Origin of the sequence: Enterocloster citroniae, from assembly GCF_040545455.1 — a bacterium.
GTDB lineage: Bacteria > Bacillota > Clostridia > Lachnospirales > Lachnospiraceae > Enterocloster > Enterocloster citroniae.
In genome coordinates, this window is the sequence record NZ_JBEPLZ010000003.1 from 329,380 (window position 1) to 348,398 (window position 19,019).

Genomic DNA, 19,019 nt, shown 5'->3' on the forward strand with positions numbered 1-19,019 from the left:
TATAGTATTAAACAATGAACGTAAAAGGGCAGGCGCCATTCAAAGAAGCCGCGCCCTTTTTATAAAAATAAAGTAACCGTCCTGAACAGTTACAAAATAAATAAGACCGGAGGTAACGTAAATGGTATCATTGTATGAAAACGGTATTTACCTGATAAACGGGACAGAGATCGTACCGGAAGCAGAAAGCGGGAAAGTAAAGGCCCTCACCGGTGTGGAGGCGGATAAGGCGGCTGCCAGAAAAGGGACCATTGCCTATTCCATACTGGAAGCCCATAACACATCTGACAATATGGAACATCTGAAGCTCCGCTTTGACAGCATGGCCAGCCACGATATTACGTTCGTAGGCATTGTCCAGACAGCCAAGGCATCGGGCATGGAACAATTTCCCATACCTTATGTATTGACCAACTGCCATAACACTCTCTGTGCAGTGGGCGGGACCATCAATGAGGACGACCACATGTTCGGCCTTTCCGCTGCTAAGAAATACGGCGGTATCTATGTGCCGCCCCACATTGCGGTGATCCACCAGTATATGAGGGAAATGATGGCCGGCTGCGGCAGGATGATCCTGGGCTCTGACAGCCACACACGTTACGGCGCCCTGGGAACCATGGCAGTGGGCGAGGGCGGAGGCGAGCTGGTGAAGCAGCTTCTTCGCGATACATATGATGTGGCTTATCCGGGCGTTGTGGCGGTTTACCTGGACGGGGCGCCGAGACCGGGTACAGGTCCTCAGGATATTGCCCTTGCCATTATAGGGGCGGTGTTTAAGAACGGATATGTAAAGAATAAGGTGATGGAATTCGTAGGCCCAGGTGTTGCATCCATGACAACGGATTACCGCAATGGGGTGGATGTAATGACCACAGAGACCACCTGCCTCAGCTCCATCTGGAAGACGGATGAGGATACAAAGAAATATCTTGCAATGCACAACAGGGCAGAGGATTACAAAGAACTGTCCCCGGCGGATGTGGCATACTATGACGGCTGCGTCTACGTGGACCTGTCCACGGTTAAGCCCATGATCGCACTGCCGTTCCATCCAAGCAATACATATGAGATTGACCAGCTGAAAGCTGATATGACAGATATCCTCAGGGAAGTTGAAACGGAAGCTGCCAGAATCTCCGGAGGCAAGGCGGAATTCACCCTTCTTGACAAGGTGGTGGACGGCCAGCTTCTGGTTCAGCAGGCAGTGATCGCAGGCTGCGCAGGCGGAACCTACAGCAATGTAATAGAAGCAGCCCGGGCCCTTAAGGGAAAGAACTGCGGATGTGATGAATTCTCACTGGCAGTTTATCCTTCTTCACAGCCTGTATTTGCAGACCTGGTGAAGAAAGGGGCTGTGTCGGATCTGATGGATGCGGGAGCGATCATCCGCACCGCCTTCTGCGGACCCTGCTTTGGCGCGGGAGACACGCCCTGCAACAACGGACTCAGTATCCGTCACACCACCAGGAACTTCCCCAACCGGGAGGGCTCCAAGCCGGGGAACGGCCAGATGGCTGCAGTGGCGCTCATGGACGCACGTTCCATTGCCGCAACAGCGGCCAATGGAGGCATCCTCACCTCCGCATGGGAGATGGATTGCTGGGGCAATGTGCCTGAATATGAGTTTGACGATATTTCCTATAAGAACCGCGTCTATATGGGATACGGCAAGGGCGATACGAAGAAGGGCCTGATCTATGGTCCCAACATCAAGGATTGGCCGCAGATGAGTCCTCTGGCGGACAATATCCTGTTAAAGGTATGTTCCAAGATCATGGATCCCGTAACCACCACGGATGAGCTGATCCCGTCCGGTGAGACATCATCCTACCGTTCCAACCCACTGGGGCTGGCGGAGTTTACTTTATCCAGAAGGGATCCTGAATACGTTGGCAGGACCAAGGAAGTGGACCGGCTGGAAAAGGCAAGGGTTAAGGAAGGCCCTGAAAAAGAATTGGAGCTGGAGCCGAAACTTGGGACTATTTTCCAGCTGATCAACAGGATTGAAGGAAACGAACATGTGACCATGAAGGATACGGAGATCGGAAGCATGATCTACGCCGTGAAGCCTGGTGACGGTTCAGCCAGGGAACAGGCGGCCAGCTGTCAGAGGGTGATCGGCGGACTGGCAAATATCTGTAAGGAATACGCCACTAAGCGTTATCGCTCCAATGTGATGAACTGGGGCATGGTTCCTTTCCAGATGGAGGCTGACCCTGAGTTTGAAGTGGGAGATTACATCTATGTGCCGGGCATTAAAGCGGCTCTGGACGGAGATATGAAACAGATCAAGGCGTATGTGCTGGGAAGCGGGGAAGAAGACGCACCGGTTAAAGTTCTGGATTTATATATTGCGGATATGACAGCGGAGGAACGGAAGATCGTGAAAGCCGGATGCCTGATCAATTATAACCGCACAAGGCACTGATGGAAGGGGATATCCCCGCAGCACCAATTTCAGAGAGGAGTAATAACAATGGTCAAGGAAAGCTATCTTGCTCAATTTTATGGAAAATCCCAGAATTATACAGATATTCCGAATAAGTGGTATAAAGAGTACAATGTAAAGAAGGGCCTGAGAAACGAAGACGGAACAGGTGTCCGTGTAGGACTTACCAGAGTGGCCGATGTGGTGGGATATGAGGAGACTGAGGAAGGCATCAAGGCGATACCCGGCCGTCTGCTTTACAGAGGAATCGATGTGCTGGACCTGGTGAACGGCAAAAAGGGAAGCCACTTCGGCTATGAGGAGGTATGTTTCCTGCTGTTGTTCGGCTATCTTCCCAAAAAGGGGGAACTGGAAAAGTTCTGCAACGTGGTGAGACGCTGCTACGAGATCCCGGATGAGTTTGTGGAAATGAACCTGCTGCGCCTGCCGGGAAAGAACCTGATGAACAAGCTTATGGATGCGGTCCTGACCCTGTATAATTATGATGATGATCCGGACAATACGGATGTTTACCAGACCCTGATCAAGGGCGTGAACCTGTTGGCAAAGCTGCCGTCCATTGCCTGTTACGCTTACCAGAGCAAGGTGCACTACTATGACCGTGAGAGCCTTTTTATCCATTATGCAAATCCGGAATATTCCATTGCCGAGAATTTCCTGAGCCTGCTGAGAAAGGATCAGAAGTTCTCCACAAAGGAGGCCAGCCTTTTAGACACCATACTCATGCTTCATGCGGACCATGGCGGCGGCAATAACTCCACCTTCACCAATGTAGTGATCGCATCCACCGGAACAGATATTTATTCCACCGTATGCGGCGGCATCGGTTCCCTGAAGGGACCGCGCCACGGCGGAGCCAACATCAAGGTGGCTGAGATGATGGACGCAGTCCTGGAGGAGACCGGAGGCTATGATGCGGACGATGCCAGGATCCGTCAGGCCGTAAGAAAGATCATGTCAGGCGACCTCTATGACAAGTCAGGCCTTGTATACGGCTTTGGCCACGCTGTTTACACCGTATCCGACCCGCGTGCGGAAGTCTTAAGGGCCTGCTGCATAGAAGTTGCCAAGGAACAGAATCACATGAAGGAGCTGGATTACTATATGCGTTTCGAGCGCATTGCCAAGGAGGTCATGGAGGAGATCAAGGGCAAAGCCCTTCCCACCAATGTGGACTTCTACAGCGGCTTTGCCTATGGCATGCTCCGCATCCCCAGGGACCTGTATACCCCTCTGTTTGTGTGCAGCCGTATCGTTGGCTGGGTAGCGCACAACATCGAAAACAAGCTGTATGACGGCCGTATCATGCGTCCTGCCACCAAATATGTGGGTGACAACATGGATTATGTGGCCATGGAAGAGCGGTAAGGCCACCGTCTTCCTCCTGCAAAGGTTACCTGCGCCGCCGGTATCAGCTTCCACATACTCTGCACCATCAAGACAACCGGAAACAGTGCCGCACCCCGCCGGTTAAGGGGGGCCGCAGCACTGTTTCCGGCTGTTTTATACCATACGAGGCCGTTTGCTATCTAAAGCCCTTTACATTTTCCGCCTTTCCATCTGTCCCAGGCCCGCGACCTGTTCCCCTCACGAATGGAACTCCCTCCCCGCTGCTTACATCAAATTAAAATCAAATAAACTCAGCTGCTTCATCCCATCCCCCGGTATATGGGCCTGCTCTGTGCGGCATGCGTCCTGGGGGATTTCGGACAGGAAGGGGGATGGCTCCTCGGAGGTGGTCAGAACCAGTTCTTCCTTTGCACGGGTCATTGCCACGTACAGAAGGCGCCGCTCCTCCTCCCAGTCCACAGGGCCGCTGCCTGACTTAAGAGGCATAAGCCCTTGCTTGAGTCCGTACAGGAACACGGTGGGAAATTCCAGGCCCTTGGAGGCGTGGAAGGTCATCAGGGTGACCGCGCTCGATGGACAGGAGTCCTGGCCGCTTCTGGTGACATCATTTCCCTGTCCAAAGGTAAGGGTATGGATCATATCCTCCATGGTCTTGTGGAAATATGACATGCACACCAAAGTCTCCATGGCCTTGCTGTCACACAGCTTCAGACCGTGCCTCCAGTCCTCCAGGATCTTCCAAGGCTTTTCACGCTTTAAACGGCCGGAATATGCCTCTTTTAAGGTCTCATAGTTGTGGGATGATGAAAGCAGTTTACAGCACAATGCCTTTGTCTGTTTCCATTGGGAAGCATTTTCATCCCGGGAATACTGCAGCAGACCATGAAAGAAGCAGATGGTTCCCTGAACAGATGGATCGGACAGATAATCCTCACGCCCGGACACCACATAGGGAATCCCTTCTTTTCTCAGACACTCCTCCAGCAGCTTTGCCTGATGGTTGGTCCTGTACAGGATAGCGATATCTCCGAAACTTCTGGGGGTATCTGAGAAATGGGCGGTATTTGTGTGGGCGTCCAGCATATCGATGCCTCCCACCATGTGTCCGATCTCCTTGGCAATAAAGATGGCTTCCGACAGGCTGGTTTTGGCAGCGGCCACCCGGACCGGGGAGCCGTGGGAGAGCATTGGTTCCAGTTCCCTTTTCCCACCTGGGTTGTGGGAGATGAGGGGAAGGGCGGCTGCCAGGATCTCCGGTGTGGAACGGTAGTTAGGTTTTAAGCGCAGTGTATTTACCTGTTCAAAATCCGCGTTCAGAAAGTCGAAACAATTGCTCTGGGAGCCGCGGAACCCATAGATGGACTGATCCGGGTCGCCGATCAGGAATAATTCCTTGCCTCCCTTGCACCAGGCACGGATCAGGCGGTACTGGACCGGGCTGATATCCTGGAATTCATCCACCAGAAGATAGAAAAAGTGTTTTTTGCGGAGCTGGCTGGACTGCTCTGACTCCAGCCGTTCCAGTACGTTCAGGAGCAGATCGTCAAAGTCCATGATATGACGGTCTGCCAGGAGTGTATCATACAGGCGGAATGCCTCTTCCATGTCAGGGGTCTGGATCCCGGATTTGTGCAGGGATACCATGGCGAGAAACTGGCGGGCAGAGCAGGAGAGGCTCAGCTGTTCCACTGTCTGAGACGCGCATTCCTCCAGCTGGCCTTCATCGGCCAGGACCAGGTCGGTCCCATCCGCCAGCAGCATCCGGTAGCACAGGGAGTGAAAAGTCCCCACCTGCATCTGGGTGAGGCGGCCCTTGCCCGGCAGCTGCTGGTGGATACGCTGGCGCAGCTCCTCGGCAGCTTTGTTGGTGAAGGTGACTGCGGTGATCTCACCGGGTTTTACGCCCCGTTCACCCAGAAGATAAGCAAGGCGGGACACCAGGGTCTTGGTCTTTCCCGTGCCCGGACCGGCGATGACAGCGGTTACAGGGGCGATGGACTGGACTGCCTGGCGCTGACCCTGGTTGAGTCCTGCCAGGGATGGATGGTTGTCAGAGGGATCCAGGATGACGGGGGCAGCAACAGCGGAGGAAATGGGATCCGGTTCACTGGTGCAGGCAGAGAGCATCTGCGGCTGTTTGCTTTCCCCGGCATAAGACAGGTCCGCGGACAGGAGACTGCTGTCATCAGATGGGGTATCCTCTTCATCCAGAATAAATGACAGCTGTCCCTCCACGCTGTCCAGTTCCGCTGCCCCGAACAGCTTCATGGTGCCGTATTCCCCATCATACCCGGGCCTCCATTCCACCTGCCCTTCCCGCAGATGGCGGATGCCCTGGGCTGTGAGCTGGCCTCCGATCCGGCTGATATCATCCAGGGACGCTTTCCTGAGTATGTGGAATTCATCTCCCAGCTCCTCCAGCATGTGCTCATACTGCCGCGCCACCTTGACACTGCCGGAGGAGGTGCCCATACAGCCGGCGATCACTTCAGGAAGGGGTACCAGGTTCTCATAAGGCCTGCCGCCCGGCAGCCGGAAGGTTTCCTGGCGGTCGGCCAGCTGTTCGATCCTGTGAAGCACACCTGTGGTCAGCTTTCTGCCGCACACAGGGCATATACCGTTATACTGCCTGGCCTGGGACGGACTCAGGCACAGGTGGCATTTGCGGTGGCCGTCAAAATGGTATTTACCCTCCTCCGGGAAAAACTCGATGGTTCCGGCCAGCCCCTCGCCTCTTTGGATCGCGCCGTAAAGCCCTTCATAGGACATGGCGATATCAAGCAGATTGGCCTCCCTCCCCAATTTGGCTGGGGAATGGGCATCTGAATTGGAGATCAGCTGATAGGAATCCAGAGCGGACAGGCGCCAGTTCATGGCCGGGTCCGAGGACAGCCCTGTCTCCAGGGCGTGGATCTGGGGCGTCAGCTCCTCATAGCACTCTTCAATGGTATCAAAACCGGAAAATGCGCCGAACAGGGAAAAATGAGGCGTCCAGATATGCGCAGGCACATAAATCGCCTCCGGACACGCATCAAGTGTGATCGCCAGAAGATCATGGCAGTCAAGACCAAGGATGGGACGCCCATCGGAGTGGATGTTGCCAATGGCCTCCAGCCGCCGGGAGAGAACTTCCGCAGCCTCCAGGCTGGGAAGGAGGATCAGGCTGTGAACCTTGCGCACCTTTCCGTTCTTCTTATAAATGGAGCTGATCTCCCCGGTAATCACAAAACGTGGTTTATTTCCGGCGGCAGCTGAGGAATGGCGTATTTCCCATTCTTTTTTGAGCACGTAAAGGCCGGACTCGGCCGGCTCCAGTTTCTGCTCCAGTTCAGCCCTCCATGCCTGGTGGGTAAAATCCCCTGTTCCAACTATATGAATCCCTTTTTTGCGGGCCCAGAGATCCAGATGCTCCGGTGTCAGCTCTTTGCTGGTGGCCCTGGAATAACGGGAGTGGATATGTAAATCGCCTATGTACATTTAATTGCACCTGCTTTCCTTTGATAGTAATAATTATAATGGATTTCTTGGAAAATGGAAGAGGATGAGTATGGAAATAGCGTGTGGGGGGAGAAAATTGAAATTTACATATTCCATGGAACTAAAGTATGATATACTTTAAAAAAGAGGGCATGTATCAGGCGTTTGAGATGAATGTCCCAAAGGGGAATGAAGGAGTGAAATGTGGATGTGGATGAAACTAAAGTGTCTTTTAGGAATAGACGCCGGGCTCCGGGATTTTGATGAAATTGAATGTTCCCTTCACCGGGATGTGGTGAACAGGAACTTCTTTTTTCATCTTTTTATCATTATATATGAACTGGTCATGCTGGTTTCCATTTCATTGCGTCCGGGCGGCCCCTTCTTGAAACCGAGGCGCACCGCTTATTTTCTCATGTATCTCATCCTGATCCTGGTCACATTGTGTGTGATGGCAGGGCAGGCCTGGGTTGACAGAAAGAAGGAGAACAGCCACCGTTATTATTTCTGGATTGAACACGCCTATTTGGTGTTTTTCAGCTTTTGGGGAATCGCCGTCACGCTGAATGACCAGCTGGGGGGGAATGGACTGACGGTCTATAACTATGTGATCCTGATCCTGGCCATCCTGTCCATGATGAAGCCGTGGAAGACGGCGCTGCTGTTTCTGGCGGATGTTCTGGTGTTTAATCTGCTTCTGCCATATTTTCCTGATCCCGCAGGGTTAAACCATACGTATAATAACCTGATGAACAGCCTGTTTCTCTCACTGGTGGCAATTGGGATCGCCACCAGCCTGTATAATTCCAGGATCCAGTCAAAGAAGGATGAGATCACCATCCGAAGGCAGTACCAGCAGATCGAGGCTGCCAATAAGATCTTAAGCAAAGAGGCGCTAACGGACGCGCTGACAGGCATCCAGAACAGAAACAGCTATAAAAAGGCGATACGGACATTAACGCAGCCGGATACCCTTTCACTTGCCTGTGTTTATATTGATGTAAACGGACTGCATGAGATCAACAACCATTTAGGGCACAAGGCAGGAGACGTCATGCTGAAAACAGTTGCGGCGATCCTTTTAAAGAATTTTGGCAGGGAATCCGTCTTCCGCATTGGGGGAGATGAGTTTGTAGTGCTCTGTAGGGATGTTCTGCATCAGACAGTGACGGAGAATTTGGAGGATGTCCGACAGGCGGTGGAGCGTGCGGGCTATTCTATTTCCGTGGGCCTTGAATGGAGGGAGGAGGGTCTGGATATCAATGAGATAATCCAGGCTGCGGAGACAGATATGCAGATGCGTAAAGAGGAATATTACTCCGCCCAGGGGGGTGAGCGCCAGCAGCGGTCATTGGACAGCCAGATGGAACGGGTAATCACTGAAAAAAGGGATGCGGAGCGTTTCCTGCGGGTTCTGGCACCTGTGTTTAAAGGCGTTTATTTTGTGAATCTGGAAACAGATACCCTGCGCCGGATCTTTATTCCGTCCTATTTTGAGAAAATGCTGGAGGAATCCAGGGACAGTTTCAGCAAGGCCCTGCTGATGTATGCCAACCGGATGGTGGAGCCGGAATACGTCCGTTTATTTGAACAGTTCTGCGATTATGGGAATCTGGAGATGATGCTGGACGGGGATGAGATACCTGGATTTATATATCAGAAGAGGGATGGAAGCCGGTTGAAACTCAGGGTTCTGAGATGCAACTCATATTTCAGCAGTTCCCAGGAAACATTGTGGATATTTTCCGATATGGAAGAAAGTTATTAGATTGAAAAACATACCCTCAGTTGACAAGGGCCGGGCAAAATCATCCGCCCGGCCTATTTGTCAGATCCTAACCGCTGATTCCCTGCACCTCATCCACCGGCATGGAAAATGCGACCGCATGTTCCCCGGTCTCCTGCAGTACCGTCTCGCAGATCGCCTTGAGTATGGGCTGTTTTCCGGAAACAGGGGTAAGGATAAGGAGGATGGCCTTTTCCTGGGAAAGGGTCAGGCCGAAGAGCTTCTTTCCCTCATCGGTGCCGATCTCCCTGGCTTTTACAAGGGTGCCACCGTGGCAGCCGGCCTTTCTGGCAGCCTCCATGACCGGTGTGGACAGATCCGTATTGATAACTGTGGCGATTAATTCGTAGTGTTTGCTGTCTGGCATAGATGTATCCTCCTTAGCACAAGCTGTGATCTGTGTCTGGGATGTATCCCAATCCTTTAGAAAATTGGAAGCAGCAATACTGATTCCTGAAAGCGGGATGGAAAATGCAATTCCATGTCCTGGCTTGTCAAACTCCATCTTGTGTTTTAGAGCCTCCATTGCCTGATGGGCATCGGTGCCGGTTGCGATTCCCAGAACCAGATCCTTTTCCGGTTCATCCAGTCCCAGGCAGTCCATGATGGCGGAGCTGGCAGTTCCGTGTCCCCTGACTGCCAGAAGGATTTCCAGGTGGTGTTCATGGAAAATGGATGCAGCCTTGTTGCCCTTGCCCCGGTCCACAATGGCGGCCATCCATCTGATACTATTCATGTTCATCGGAGTCCTCCTTTTCTAATTCGATAAATTCACTGTTCATATCAACGTAGGACAGCCGTGAATCGCTTTTTGCCCTTTTCGTCTTGATCTCATAGGATAAGCCGATAAATTGTATGATAATAAGGGGCGTCATGGCCACCATGGCCACAATGCCGAATGCATCTGTCAGGATATTCCCGCCCAGCGCTTCGCATGCGCCCATTGCAAAGGGGAGCAGGAAGGTTGCGGTCATGGGACCGGATGCAACACCGCCAGAGTCAAATGCAATGGAAGTAAAGACAGGAGGAACCACAAATGACAGCCCCAGGGCCAGAGCATAGCCGGGTAAGAGCAGGCTCATAAGAGGGAGTCCGGTCATGACCCGAAGCATGGATAATCCCAGGGAAAGAGCCATTCCAACGGACAGGCCTTTCATCATGGTTGCCTCGGATATGGTGCCGCCCGTCACCTCCGCAACCTGCTTGTTTAACACCTGCACGGCAGGTTCCGCCTTTACAATGTAAAAACCAATGAGCATGGCGATGGGGATCAGGACCCACCGGTAGGAAAGGGAAGCGATCTGCTTGCCCAGGTAACTGCCCGCGGGCATGAACCCTACGTTGACCCCTGTGAGGAACAGCGTCAGTCCAATATAAGAGTATAACATTCCCACCAGGATCTTCACAACCTGTCTTTTACGCATTTTTAAGAAAAAGATTTGGAAAATGATAAAGAATATCAGGATGGGGAACAGGGCGGTAAATACCTCCATGGCGTATTCGGGCAGCTCATTCTGAAAGGCCAGCCATAAATCCTGGGAATTGCTGATGGAGGGAATAACCGTTGGCTCATAGGTGCCTGAGGATGACTGGTAGATAAAACCCAGGATCATAACCGAAAGGATGGGACCGATGGAGCACAGGGCAACAAGGCCGAAGCTGTCACTGTCCTGATTTTTCCCCTGGCCGATGGAGGACAGACCCATGCCAAGAGCCATGATAAAGGGAACTGTTATGGGGCCGGTGGTCACGCCTCCGGAGTCAAATGCCACTGCAAGAAAGTCACCTGGAATATAGAAGGCCATGATGAACAGAATGAGATAGCAGACCATAAGAATATGGGACAGGCTCCATCCGAAAAGGGAGCGGAGGAATGCCAGGGCCAGAAACAGACCCACGCCTGCGGCTACGGTGAGGATCAGTACCATGTCAGGTACGGCCGGCGTCTGTCCTGCCAGGACCTGAAGGTCCGGTTCGGCAACGGTTACAATTGCGCCCATGATAATACATGCCAGTATGATGATTGGAAGTCGTTTCGCCTTGGCCAGCTGTGCCCCTACCTTTTCCCCGATGGGCATCATGGCCATATCTACCCCCAGTGTGAAAAATCCCATACCTATAATAAGGAAAGCGGCCCCTGCCAAAAACAGCATCAGCGGGTCCAGGGGAATGGGGGCAATGGTGATTCCAAGTATCAATACGATACAGGTAACGGGCAGCACAGATGATAGGGATTCTGTGATTTTTTCTTTGAGTTTCTGATTCAATAAGTTACCTCCTGTTGTCCGTTATTTTGTTTTAGGATATGCCTTATATAAAGCTTAGCATAGGGACAACGGTCAAAGCAAGTGAATGGGGCGTTAGAAAAATGTTAAGAAAAGATAAAGATTGAATGTGGGGAAAGGGCGTAGTATAATAAATCCATTGTAAAAAAGAAAATGGGAGAACCGGGACATGACATTTTATAATAAGGAAGGAATGCCGGCAGCGTATCTGGATAAGGACAGGGAGCACATCTACCTGTTTGACGGAACGCCAGCGGCCTATATTGTTGAAGGAGCTGTTTACAGTTTTGAAGGATTACAGTACGGTTGGTTTGACAGGGGATGGATCCGTGACCTGGAAGGTTACTGCGTCCTTTTCACAGATGAGGCGCGTATCGGAGGTCCGGCCAAACCTTCCAGACATGAGACGCCGGCCAAGTGGGCTAAGGCGGCTAAGCCCCACCGGCATGCCCGGACAGCCCGGTGCGCCAGAACCCCTTATAAAGCGGCCTGGTCAGAGATGACAGCAGCTGACTTTTTTCGCCTGTAGAGGTTGACACTGTCATGGAAATGTGCTAAATTATGCTTTAGTGCAAATACGCAGAAAGGGAATAGTAGATAACCCTATGGATACAGAGAGCCGGCGGCTGGTGTGAGCCGGTGACAGAAGGTTGTTGAACTGGCCCTGGAGTAGCCTGGCCCAAAGGAGATGTCCCATCGGGATCGGATCTCAGTAGGACAGGACGGAACCCTTACCGTTATAAGAGGAACAAGTGCATGCGTCAGAAGGCATGAACCAGAGTGGTACCGCGCGAGGACATTGGCTTTGCGTCTCTAGAGGATAGAGATGCAGGGCTTTTTTATATCATAGGAGATTTCTCTGGAGTTCCCTATGATATAAAAAACGCTCCGCCGGAACCGCACTGCGGGTAAGAAGTCCCGAATGTTATATGGTTCACCTGCCCTGAGATAACCAATGGAGGAATGAAATTATGGCAACACAGTACAATCACAGCGCGATTGAGAAAAAGTGGCGTGAAAACTGGGAGGAAAAGCCCATCAATGTCAATGATGGCAAGAAAGAAAAGTATTATTGTCTGGATATGTTCCCATATCCGTCAGGCAGCGGCCTTCATGTGGGCCACTGGAGGGGATATGTAATCTCCGATGTGTGGAGCAGATACCAGCTGTTAAAGGGAAAATATGTGATCCATCCCATGGGCTGGGACGCATTCGGCCTTCCTGCTGAGAACTACGCGATCAAGATGGGGGTTCATCCGGCTAAGTCCACGGAAGCCAACATTTCCAATATTAAAAAGCAGATCAAACAGATTGCCGCCATTTATGACTGGGATATGGAGGTCAACACCACGGACCCTGATTTCTACAAGTGGACCCAGTGGATCTTTGTACAGATGTTCAAAAAGGGCCTGGCCTATGAGAAGGAGTTCCCTATTAACTGGTGTCCTTCCTGTAAGACCGGCCTTGCCAATGAGGAAGTGGTAAACGGCTGCTGCGAGCGCTGCGGCACTGCCGTGACCAAAAAGAACCTGCGCCAGTGGATGTTAAAGATCACTGCCTATGCAGAGCGCCTGTTAAATGACCTGGACAAGCTGGACTGGCCTGAGAAAGTTAAGAAGATGCAGACAGACTGGATTGGTAAATCCTATGGCGCAGAGGTGGATTTCCCCATTGATGGACGTGAGGAGAAGATCACGGTCTACACCACAAGACCGGACACCCTGTACGGCGCCACCTTTATGGTGCTTGCCCCTGAGCACGAGCTGGCCAAGAGCCTGGCCACGGATGAGACCAGGGAGGCGGTTGAACAGTATATTTTTGATTCCTCCATGCGCTCCAATGTAGACCGTATGCAGGCCAAGGATAAGACGGGCGTGTTTACAGGCAGCTATGCCATCAACCCGTTAAACGGCGCAAAGACACCCATCTGGCTGTCCGACTATGTACTTTCAGACTACGGCACGGGAGCCATCATGTGCGTGCCTGCCCATGACGACAGGGACTTTGAGTTTGCAAAGAAATTCGGCCTTCCCATTGTACAGGTTATTGCAAAGGACGGCGTTGAGATCGAAGATATGACCGAGGCGTACACGGAGGCAAGCGGCATCATGATCAATTCCGGTGACTGGAATGGCATGGAGTCAGCTGTCCTTAAAAAGGAAGCGCCCCATATGATCGAGGAAAAGGGATTCGGCCACAAGACGGTTAACTATAAGCTGCGCGACTGGGTATTTTCGCGCCAGCGCTACTGGGGAGAGCCCATCCCCATTATCCACTGCCCCAAGTGCGGCTGCGTGCCTGTGCCTGAGGAAGAGCTTCCCTTAAGGCTTCCCGAGGTGGAGAGCTATCAGCCTACCGGAACAGGAGAATCACCTCTGGCAGCCATTGACCAGTGGGTGAATACCACCTGCCCGGTTTGCGGGGCGCCTGCCAAACGTGAAACCAACACCATGCCCCAGTGGGCTGGTTCCTCCTGGTATTTCCTGCGCTATGTGGACAGCCATAATAAAGAGGAACTTGTATCCAGGGAAAAGGCAGACAAGTACCTGCCGGTTGATATGTATATCGGCGGTGTAGAGCATGCAGTGCTCCATCTGCTGTACTCACGTTTTTACACAAAATTCCTGTGTGACATCGGGGCCATTGATTTTGACGAACCCTTTAAGAAGCTGTTTAACCAGGGCATGATCACGGGCAAAAACGGAATCAAGATGAGTAAGTCCAAAGGCAACGTGGTATCCCCTGACGATCTGGTAAGGGACTATGGCTGTGATTCCTTAAGGCTGTATGAATTGTTTGTGGGACCGCCTGAACTGGATGCAGAGTGGGACGACAGGGGGATCGAAGGCGTTTCCAGGTTCCTGAACCGATTCTGGAACCTTGTGATGGACAACAAAGACAAGGAGATAGAGGCTACCAGGGAAATGATCAAGCTGCGCCATAAACTGGTATACGATATTGAGTACCGCTTTAACCAGTTCAGCCTGAATACGGTTATCTCCGGTTTTATGGAATACAACAACAAGATGATCGATCTGGCAAAGAAGGAGGGCGGCATTGACAAGGAGACACTGAGGACATTTGTCATTCTCCTGGCACCCTTTGCTCCTCATATCGGAGAAGAACTGTGGCAGCAGCTGGGCGGCACGGACAGCGTATTCCATGCCCAGTGGCCGGAATGTGACGAGGAAGCCATGAAGGATGATGAGATTGAGGTGGCGGTCCAGGTAAATGGCAAGACCCGTTCCGTGATCCAACTGCCCGCCGACATTTCCAAAGAGGATGCGCTGGCAGCCGGCAGGGAAGCTGTTAAGGACAAGCTGGCCGGTAATATTGTAAAGGAAATCTACGTACCGGGCAAGATCATCAATATTGTCTGCAAATAAAAGCGGTCGCGGATTATGTAACAGAGATTGATAAAAGGAATGGCATGCCGTGTTGTCTGCGGCATGCCATTCCTTGTGCTGTCCTGTTCAATCGGTTCCCTGACCGGAAGCTGAAACCCAGGATCAGAATTTCAGTATCTTGTCCACGTCTGCTGTAAATACAGTGGCGCCTCCAACCTTGACGCCCTTTAATGTATCCACAAACATCTGACCGTTATATTCGGATACCTGGCGTTCCTCCACCCGTTCCGTACAGCTGTTCTTTATATATTCCAGAATTTCCTTTTCCCGTTCTTTTTCAATGCACACCATCAGTGTGATGTTCTTTTTGTTCAGATACAGTCCCTCGGTACAGAACTTGGTAGCCAGTATCCGGTGCCTGATGAATTCCCTGGAAAGCCGTTCGTAGTCAACTTCCTGAATGATGATGATCAATAACTGCATATGCGCGCCTCCTTTCAAGAAATCACCTGAAAATAGGATCCTTGAATGTAATGTTGGATTTATTATAGGCCGGTCTTAGGATATGTTCAAGTTAAATTTTATTAACAATTTTTTGGGTCGGAATCAGGTTCCTTACAAAGCGAATTGTAAGAAAAAAGAAATACCAATTATAACCGGTGCAGGTTATAATAGGAAAAGAAATTTTATGTTAAGAGAGATTCCATATGAAGAGGAGATTCCATATGAAACGGTATAGAAGAATGGCGGTCCTGGCAATGGCGGTCCTGGCAGCGGCAGTCCCGGCAGCGGCGCCACCAGGGCAAACAGCCGGTACGGCGTATGCAGCAGTCCTGGGGCAGGGGGTGCAGGGCGCTGATAAGGGAGGAGGCCCCGGGGTGGTGGAGATCAGCCGGGATACAAAGGCTCCGGCCGTGGTGGACGGCGTGATTCAGCCCCAGAATTTGGAAGCTGCCAGGGAGGCGGACCAGATGATCGTGGTGGTGGGCACCGGCGGGTGCAATGCAGATACTTACTATTACGCCAAGTCTGAAGATTCCTTTGAACTGGTGTGGAAAGAGGCATCCGTTGTGGGACGGGGAGGCATCACCTCGGATAAAGGGGAAGGGGATGGCAAGACCCCGTCCGGCACCTATGGTTTTACCATGGCCTTTGGCCTGAAGGAGGATCCCGGCAGCATGCTTCCCTATCATAAGGTGGTAAAGGGGGATTACTGGGTGGATGATCCCTCCAGCTCTTACTATAATCAGCTGGTGAATACGTCCGTGACTTCCCGGTCCTGGAACTCGGCTGAGAATCTGGCGGCAGCCTCTCCCTACTATAATTATGCCCTTGCGCTGGACTATAATTCGGACCGTGTGCCGGGAAAGGGATCGGCTATTTTCCTTCACTGTTTTACCGCATCAGCGGATAATGGTTCTGCAGGCTGCATCCGGCTTCCTGAATCCAGGGCCAAGGAATTGGTGCAGACAGCCACGGAGAAGACCAGGATCGTGATCGCCGCTGATATAACTCAGCTGAAATGATAAACATATGATTCGGACACAGGGTCCGAATCATTGAGTTGGATCATTTGATATTTTCTAAGGCAGGGGGCGCCTGATCAGCGCGGCCCTGCCATTTTTTTTGACAACATTTTCAGCATATCCAGTTTCTTCTTTTCAGTAGAGGGCATGCCTGAACTTAAGATGGTTACAAGGAGAGCTGTCTCCTTGTCATTAAACTGGATCCCCTTTTGCCTGGCTTCCAGATTAATGGACATGAACGCCTCCATCAGCTTGTTTTTTTCCGTGTGTTCAATGCGGTCCGCAAATTCTGTGAGCAGGGCAAGCTTTTCCTTGCTCATGGATTTCAGGCGTGGATCTTTTTTCCAGTTTGCATCCATACTGTTATGTATCCTTTCTTAAATAAGATGTGATTACGACATGGCCTGGAACGCGGTCATCATCATTTCCATGGTCTCGAAACGGGACTGCTGTTCCGGTGTCAGGAACCTGCGCATCTGGTCCATGGGAGTCTGGCCGTCCATGAAATTCTGGGCCATATCGATCATATCCCGTTCCATGGGATTGCCGTAGGGCCGTATGGCTTTCAGAAGATCCCGCAAAGACCCGGTCCCTTCCGAACTTTCCAGGGAGCATATGCCCATGGAAGCCACTTCCTCGGTTTCAAAAAGTTCAACTGTCTTTCGCAGCTCCTGCGCCTTTACAAAAAGGGATATGGCTTTTTGTTCCTGCACGCCCAGGTAGGGGAGGGCAGCCTTTATCATCTGCAGATGGTGGTCCCCTATGAGATAATCCAAATCAGTAAGTTTATAGTCATCAGATGGGTTCATATCTTTCCACCGGCCTTTTCATTCTTTGCTTAAGTTTATGCAAAGGGACGGCAAACAATGCCACATATTTGAGTTGGGAAGTGATTGGATGCGCCAAAGCCTGGACACTGCATATATTAATAATATGGAAGGAGAGTGAGATCCATGTATAGCCGTTTAGTGATCGATGGAAACGCGGTTTATGAGATAGATGATGAATGTTTGAAAAGAAAGCAGGGCAGAAAAGGATATGGAGGCAAGAACCGGGGAACCGGCAATGCCTATGGATCTCCTGGTTCTGCAGGCTCTGAAAAATAGAAAAAACAGGGAGTGATGAAGCCACTCCCTGTTTTATTTGTCTTTTGTAGAGGATTCTCAGAGGTGGGAATTAGCAGCAGAAGCCGCCACCGCCGCCACCACAGCAGCACAGAAGCAGGATGATCCAAATAAAATCACAGCCGCTTCCACTTCCGCAACCACATCCACAACCGCCTCCGCAGTTGTTGTGGTCAAAGCATCCACCGCCGCCTCCGCCACAGCAGCACAGAATCAGGATGAGCCAGATCAGGTTGCACCCGTTTCCTCCTGTTCCACATCCACATCCACAGTCACAACCGCAGTTTGTTGCTGCTACATCACTCATGTTAGTTCCTCCATATAAAGTTTAATTACACTGTATCATATGAACCCCTGCTTGCTCATGTTTCCTGGTTTTCAAATATTTTTATAAAATTTTAAATGGTACAACCAGCCAATCTATAGTATAATCATGAAAGCATTAAAGAAAAGGGGCTTATAAGATGGATAAGAGCAGATTATATTACCAGACTCCCTATGTGAAGTCTTTTATGTGTACCATAGAACAGTGTGAGAAAAGCGGGAAAGGCACCTGGCTGGCTGTTCTCAATCAGACAGGCTTTTATCCCGAGGGAGGAGGACAGCCCTTTGACACAGGAACGCTGAACGGGGTTGCCGTGCTTTCCGTGCATGAAAGGGGGGATGTGATCATTCATGAGCTGGCAGCGCCCCTGGAACCGGGAACACTGGCAGAGGGCATCATTGACTGGCAGAAGCGGTATGACAACATGCAGCAGCACACAGGGGAGCACATCCTGTCCGGGCTGGTCCACAGGCGGTTTGGATATGATAATGTAGGGTTCCATATGGGGTCGGAGGAAGTGACCGTGGATTTTAACGGCCCCATCACTCCGGAACAGCTGGATCAGCTGGAGAATGAAGCCAACCAGGCAGTGTATGACAATGTCCCGGTAAAGGTTCTGTATCCTGACAAGGAGGAACTGGATTCCTTGGATTACAGAAGCAAGAAGGAACTGACCGGACTGGTGCGGATCGTGGAAATACCGGATGCGGATATGTGCGCCTGCTGCGGAACACATGTAGAAAATACAGGAGAAGTGGGCATCATTAAGATAAGGAGCATGATCCACTACAAAGGCGGCGTCCGCATTTTTCTGCTCTGCGGCCGCAGGGCCCTTCTGGATTACAGGGACAGGCTGAAGGATGAGACCAGGCTTTCCAACCTTCTCTCAGCCAGGCTTGACCTGGTGCCGGAGGCAGTGGAAAAGCTTAAGAACGATCTGCAGGACAGGGAAATGCTCATGGGCCGCCTGTATGGACAGATCTTTTCCCTCAGGACAGAGCAGTACCCGGAGAGAGAAGCGCCCTTGGCTTTATTTGAGGAGGGACTGAATATGGTGCAGATACGCCAGCTGTCCACCCTTTTATATGAGAGGAAAAGGGGAAGCATTGTAATGGTCTGCTCCCCCGGCAATGGAAATGAGGAATATCAGTATGCCCTGGGAAGCGGCTGCTGTGATATGCGTGCCCTGAGCAAGGCTATGAACCGGCGGCTGAACGGCCGGGGCGGCGGAAGCGCCCTCATGTCCCAGGGAACCTTTCGGGCGGACAGGCAGTCTGTGACAAAGGTGTTCCTGGAAGAGAGCGCCCTGTTAATGGAAACGGGCGCCCAGTGAAAATAAAGGATGAT

Annotated in this window: 15 protein-coding genes and 1 other annotated feature; of the genes, 8 read left to right on the forward strand and 7 right to left on the reverse strand. The window is 51.5% G+C overall.

Annotated elements, in window-relative coordinates:
• Window positions 1-121: 121 nt before the first annotated feature.
• On the forward strand, window positions 122-2,431 hold the full coding sequence (locus tag ABID13_RS05505; RefSeq protein WP_007858604.1) for a hydratase: 2,310 nt from the start codon (window positions 122-124) through the stop codon (window positions 2,429-2,431).
• A 48-nt stretch (window positions 2,432-2,479) separates the two neighbouring features.
• Complete coding sequence (locus ABID13_RS05510; protein WP_007858602.1) at window positions 2,480-3,820, forward strand: citrate synthase; 1,341 nt, start codon at window positions 2,480-2,482, stop codon at window positions 3,818-3,820.
• Window positions 3,821-4,066: 246 nt separating this feature from the next.
• Here ABID13_RS05510 and ABID13_RS05515 read toward each other — a convergent pair whose 3' ends face one another.
• Window positions 4,067-7,279, reverse strand: a complete 3,213-nt coding sequence (locus ABID13_RS05515) for a UvrD-helicase domain-containing protein (RefSeq protein ID WP_048930163.1) — start codon at window positions 7,277-7,279, stop codon at window positions 4,067-4,069.
• Window positions 7,280-7,487: 208 nt separating this feature from the next.
• On the opposite strand from ABID13_RS05515, the gene ABID13_RS05520 reads away from it, so the two are divergent.
• Window positions 7,488-9,047, forward strand: coding sequence for a GGDEF domain-containing protein (locus ABID13_RS05520; protein WP_048930162.1), 1,560 nt, complete (start codon window positions 7,488-7,490; stop codon window positions 9,045-9,047).
• Window positions 9,048-9,114: 67 nt separating this feature from the next.
• On the opposite strand, the gene ABID13_RS05525 is transcribed toward ABID13_RS05520, so the two are convergent.
• Together ABID13_RS05525 and ABID13_RS05530 are read right to left on the reverse strand one after the other, a co-directional pair.
• Window positions 9,115-9,807, reverse strand: coding sequence for a P-II family nitrogen regulator (locus ABID13_RS05525; RefSeq protein WP_007858593.1), 693 nt, complete (start codon window positions 9,805-9,807; stop codon window positions 9,115-9,117).
• Window positions 9,794-11,332, reverse strand: coding sequence for a DUF1538 domain-containing protein (locus ABID13_RS05530; protein ID WP_048930161.1), 1,539 nt, complete (start codon window positions 11,330-11,332; stop codon window positions 9,794-9,796). Before ABID13_RS05530 ends, ABID13_RS05525 begins: the two co-directional genes overlap by 14 nt.
• A gap of 187 nt (window positions 11,333-11,519) precedes the next feature.
• Here ABID13_RS05530 and ABID13_RS05535 point away from each other — a divergent pair, with 187 nt between their 5' ends.
• Entirely contained in the window at window positions 11,520-11,879 is a 360-nt protein-coding gene (locus ABID13_RS05535) for a 4-fold beta flower protein (protein ID WP_045092491.1), read from the forward strand.
• A 42-nt stretch (window positions 11,880-11,921) separates the two neighbouring features.
• Window positions 11,922-12,168: a binding site (T-box leader), on the forward strand.
• Between the two features lie 153 nt (window positions 12,169-12,321).
• Window positions 12,322-14,736: a leucine--tRNA ligase gene (leuS, locus tag ABID13_RS05540; protein WP_048930160.1), complete on the forward strand. Its 2,415-nt coding sequence runs from the start codon at window positions 12,322-12,324 to the stop codon at window positions 14,734-14,736.
• 123 nt (window positions 14,737-14,859) lie between these two features.
• On the opposite strand, the gene ABID13_RS05545 is transcribed toward leuS, so the two are convergent.
• Window positions 14,860-15,180 (reverse strand): cyclic-di-AMP receptor, encoded by a 321-nt coding sequence (locus tag ABID13_RS05545; RefSeq protein ID WP_007858589.1) that lies wholly within the window; start codon window positions 15,178-15,180, stop codon window positions 14,860-14,862.
• 242 nt (window positions 15,181-15,422) lie between these two features.
• Between ABID13_RS05545 and ABID13_RS05550 the strand changes: the two genes are divergently transcribed.
• A complete protein-coding gene (locus ABID13_RS05550) occupies window positions 15,423-16,223 on the forward strand; it encodes a L,D-transpeptidase family protein (protein ID WP_082173900.1) in 801 nt (266 codons plus the stop codon).
• 77 nt (window positions 16,224-16,300) lie between these two features.
• Here the strand turns inward: ABID13_RS05550 and ABID13_RS05555 are convergent, their stop codons facing one another.
• Together ABID13_RS05555 and ABID13_RS05560 are read right to left on the reverse strand one after the other, a co-directional pair.
• Window positions 16,301-16,582, reverse strand: a complete 282-nt coding sequence (locus tag ABID13_RS05555) for a hypothetical protein (RefSeq protein ID WP_007858587.1) — start codon at window positions 16,580-16,582, stop codon at window positions 16,301-16,303.
• 33 nt (window positions 16,583-16,615) lie between these two features.
• A complete protein-coding gene (locus tag ABID13_RS05560) occupies window positions 16,616-17,032 on the reverse strand; it encodes a hypothetical protein (protein WP_007858586.1) in 417 nt (138 codons plus the stop codon).
• A 144-nt stretch (window positions 17,033-17,176) separates the two neighbouring features.
• On the opposite strand from ABID13_RS05560, the gene ABID13_RS05565 reads away from it, so the two are divergent.
• Window positions 17,177-17,329, forward strand: coding sequence for a hypothetical protein (locus tag ABID13_RS05565; protein WP_007858585.1), 153 nt, complete (start codon window positions 17,177-17,179; stop codon window positions 17,327-17,329).
• A 70-nt stretch (window positions 17,330-17,399) separates the two neighbouring features.
• On the opposite strand, the gene ABID13_RS05570 is transcribed toward ABID13_RS05565, so the two are convergent.
• On the reverse strand, window positions 17,400-17,654 hold the full coding sequence (locus tag ABID13_RS05570; RefSeq protein WP_007858582.1) for a hypothetical protein: 255 nt from the start codon (window positions 17,652-17,654) through the stop codon (window positions 17,400-17,402).
• A 157-nt stretch (window positions 17,655-17,811) separates the two neighbouring features.
• On the opposite strand from ABID13_RS05570, the gene ABID13_RS05575 reads away from it, so the two are divergent.
• Window positions 17,812-19,005 carry an alanyl-tRNA editing protein gene (locus ABID13_RS05575; protein WP_045092494.1) on the forward strand — a complete coding sequence of 398 codons (1,194 nt, stop codon included), beginning with the start codon at window positions 17,812-17,814 and terminating at the stop codon, window positions 19,003-19,005.
• Window positions 19,006-19,019 lie beyond the last annotated feature (14 nt).

Excerpts from the sequence above, each read along its gene's own strand:
- ABID13_RS05505 (WP_007858604.1), top strand. The coding sequence starts at position 122 with ATGGTATCATTGTATGAAAACGGTATTTACCTGATAAACGGGACAGAG.
- ABID13_RS05510 (WP_007858602.1), top strand. The coding sequence starts at position 2,480 with ATGGTCAAGGAAAGCTATCTTGCTCAATTTTATGGAAAATCCCAGAAT.
- ABID13_RS05515 (WP_048930163.1), bottom strand. The coding sequence starts at position 7,279 with ATGTACATAGGCGATTTACATATCCACTCCCGTTATTCCAGGGCCACC.
- ABID13_RS05520 (WP_048930162.1), top strand. The coding sequence starts at position 7,488 with ATGTGGATGAAACTAAAGTGTCTTTTAGGAATAGACGCCGGGCTCCGG.
- ABID13_RS05525 (WP_007858593.1), bottom strand. The coding sequence starts at position 9,807 with ATGAACATGAATAGTATCAGATGGATGGCCGCCATTGTGGACCGGGGC.
- ABID13_RS05535 (WP_045092491.1), top strand. The coding sequence starts at position 11,520 with ATGACATTTTATAATAAGGAAGGAATGCCGGCAGCGTATCTGGATAAG.
- leuS (WP_048930160.1), top strand. The coding sequence starts at position 12,322 with ATGGCAACACAGTACAATCACAGCGCGATTGAGAAAAAGTGGCGTGAA.
- ABID13_RS05545 (WP_007858589.1), bottom strand. The coding sequence starts at position 15,180 with ATGCAGTTATTGATCATCATCATTCAGGAAGTTGACTACGAACGGCTT.
- ABID13_RS05550 (WP_082173900.1), top strand. The coding sequence starts at position 15,423 with ATGAAACGGTATAGAAGAATGGCGGTCCTGGCAATGGCGGTCCTGGCA.
- ABID13_RS05555 (WP_007858587.1), bottom strand. The coding sequence starts at position 16,582 with ATGGATGCAAACTGGAAAAAAGATCCACGCCTGAAATCCATGAGCAAG.
- ABID13_RS05560 (WP_007858586.1), bottom strand. The coding sequence starts at position 17,032 with ATGAACCCATCTGATGACTATAAACTTACTGATTTGGATTATCTCATA.
- ABID13_RS05565 (WP_007858585.1), top strand. The coding sequence starts at position 17,177 with ATGTATAGCCGTTTAGTGATCGATGGAAACGCGGTTTATGAGATAGAT.
- ABID13_RS05570 (WP_007858582.1), bottom strand. The coding sequence starts at position 17,654 with ATGAGTGATGTAGCAGCAACAAACTGCGGTTGTGACTGTGGATGTGGA.
- ABID13_RS05575 (WP_045092494.1), top strand. The coding sequence starts at position 17,812 with ATGGATAAGAGCAGATTATATTACCAGACTCCCTATGTGAAGTCTTTT.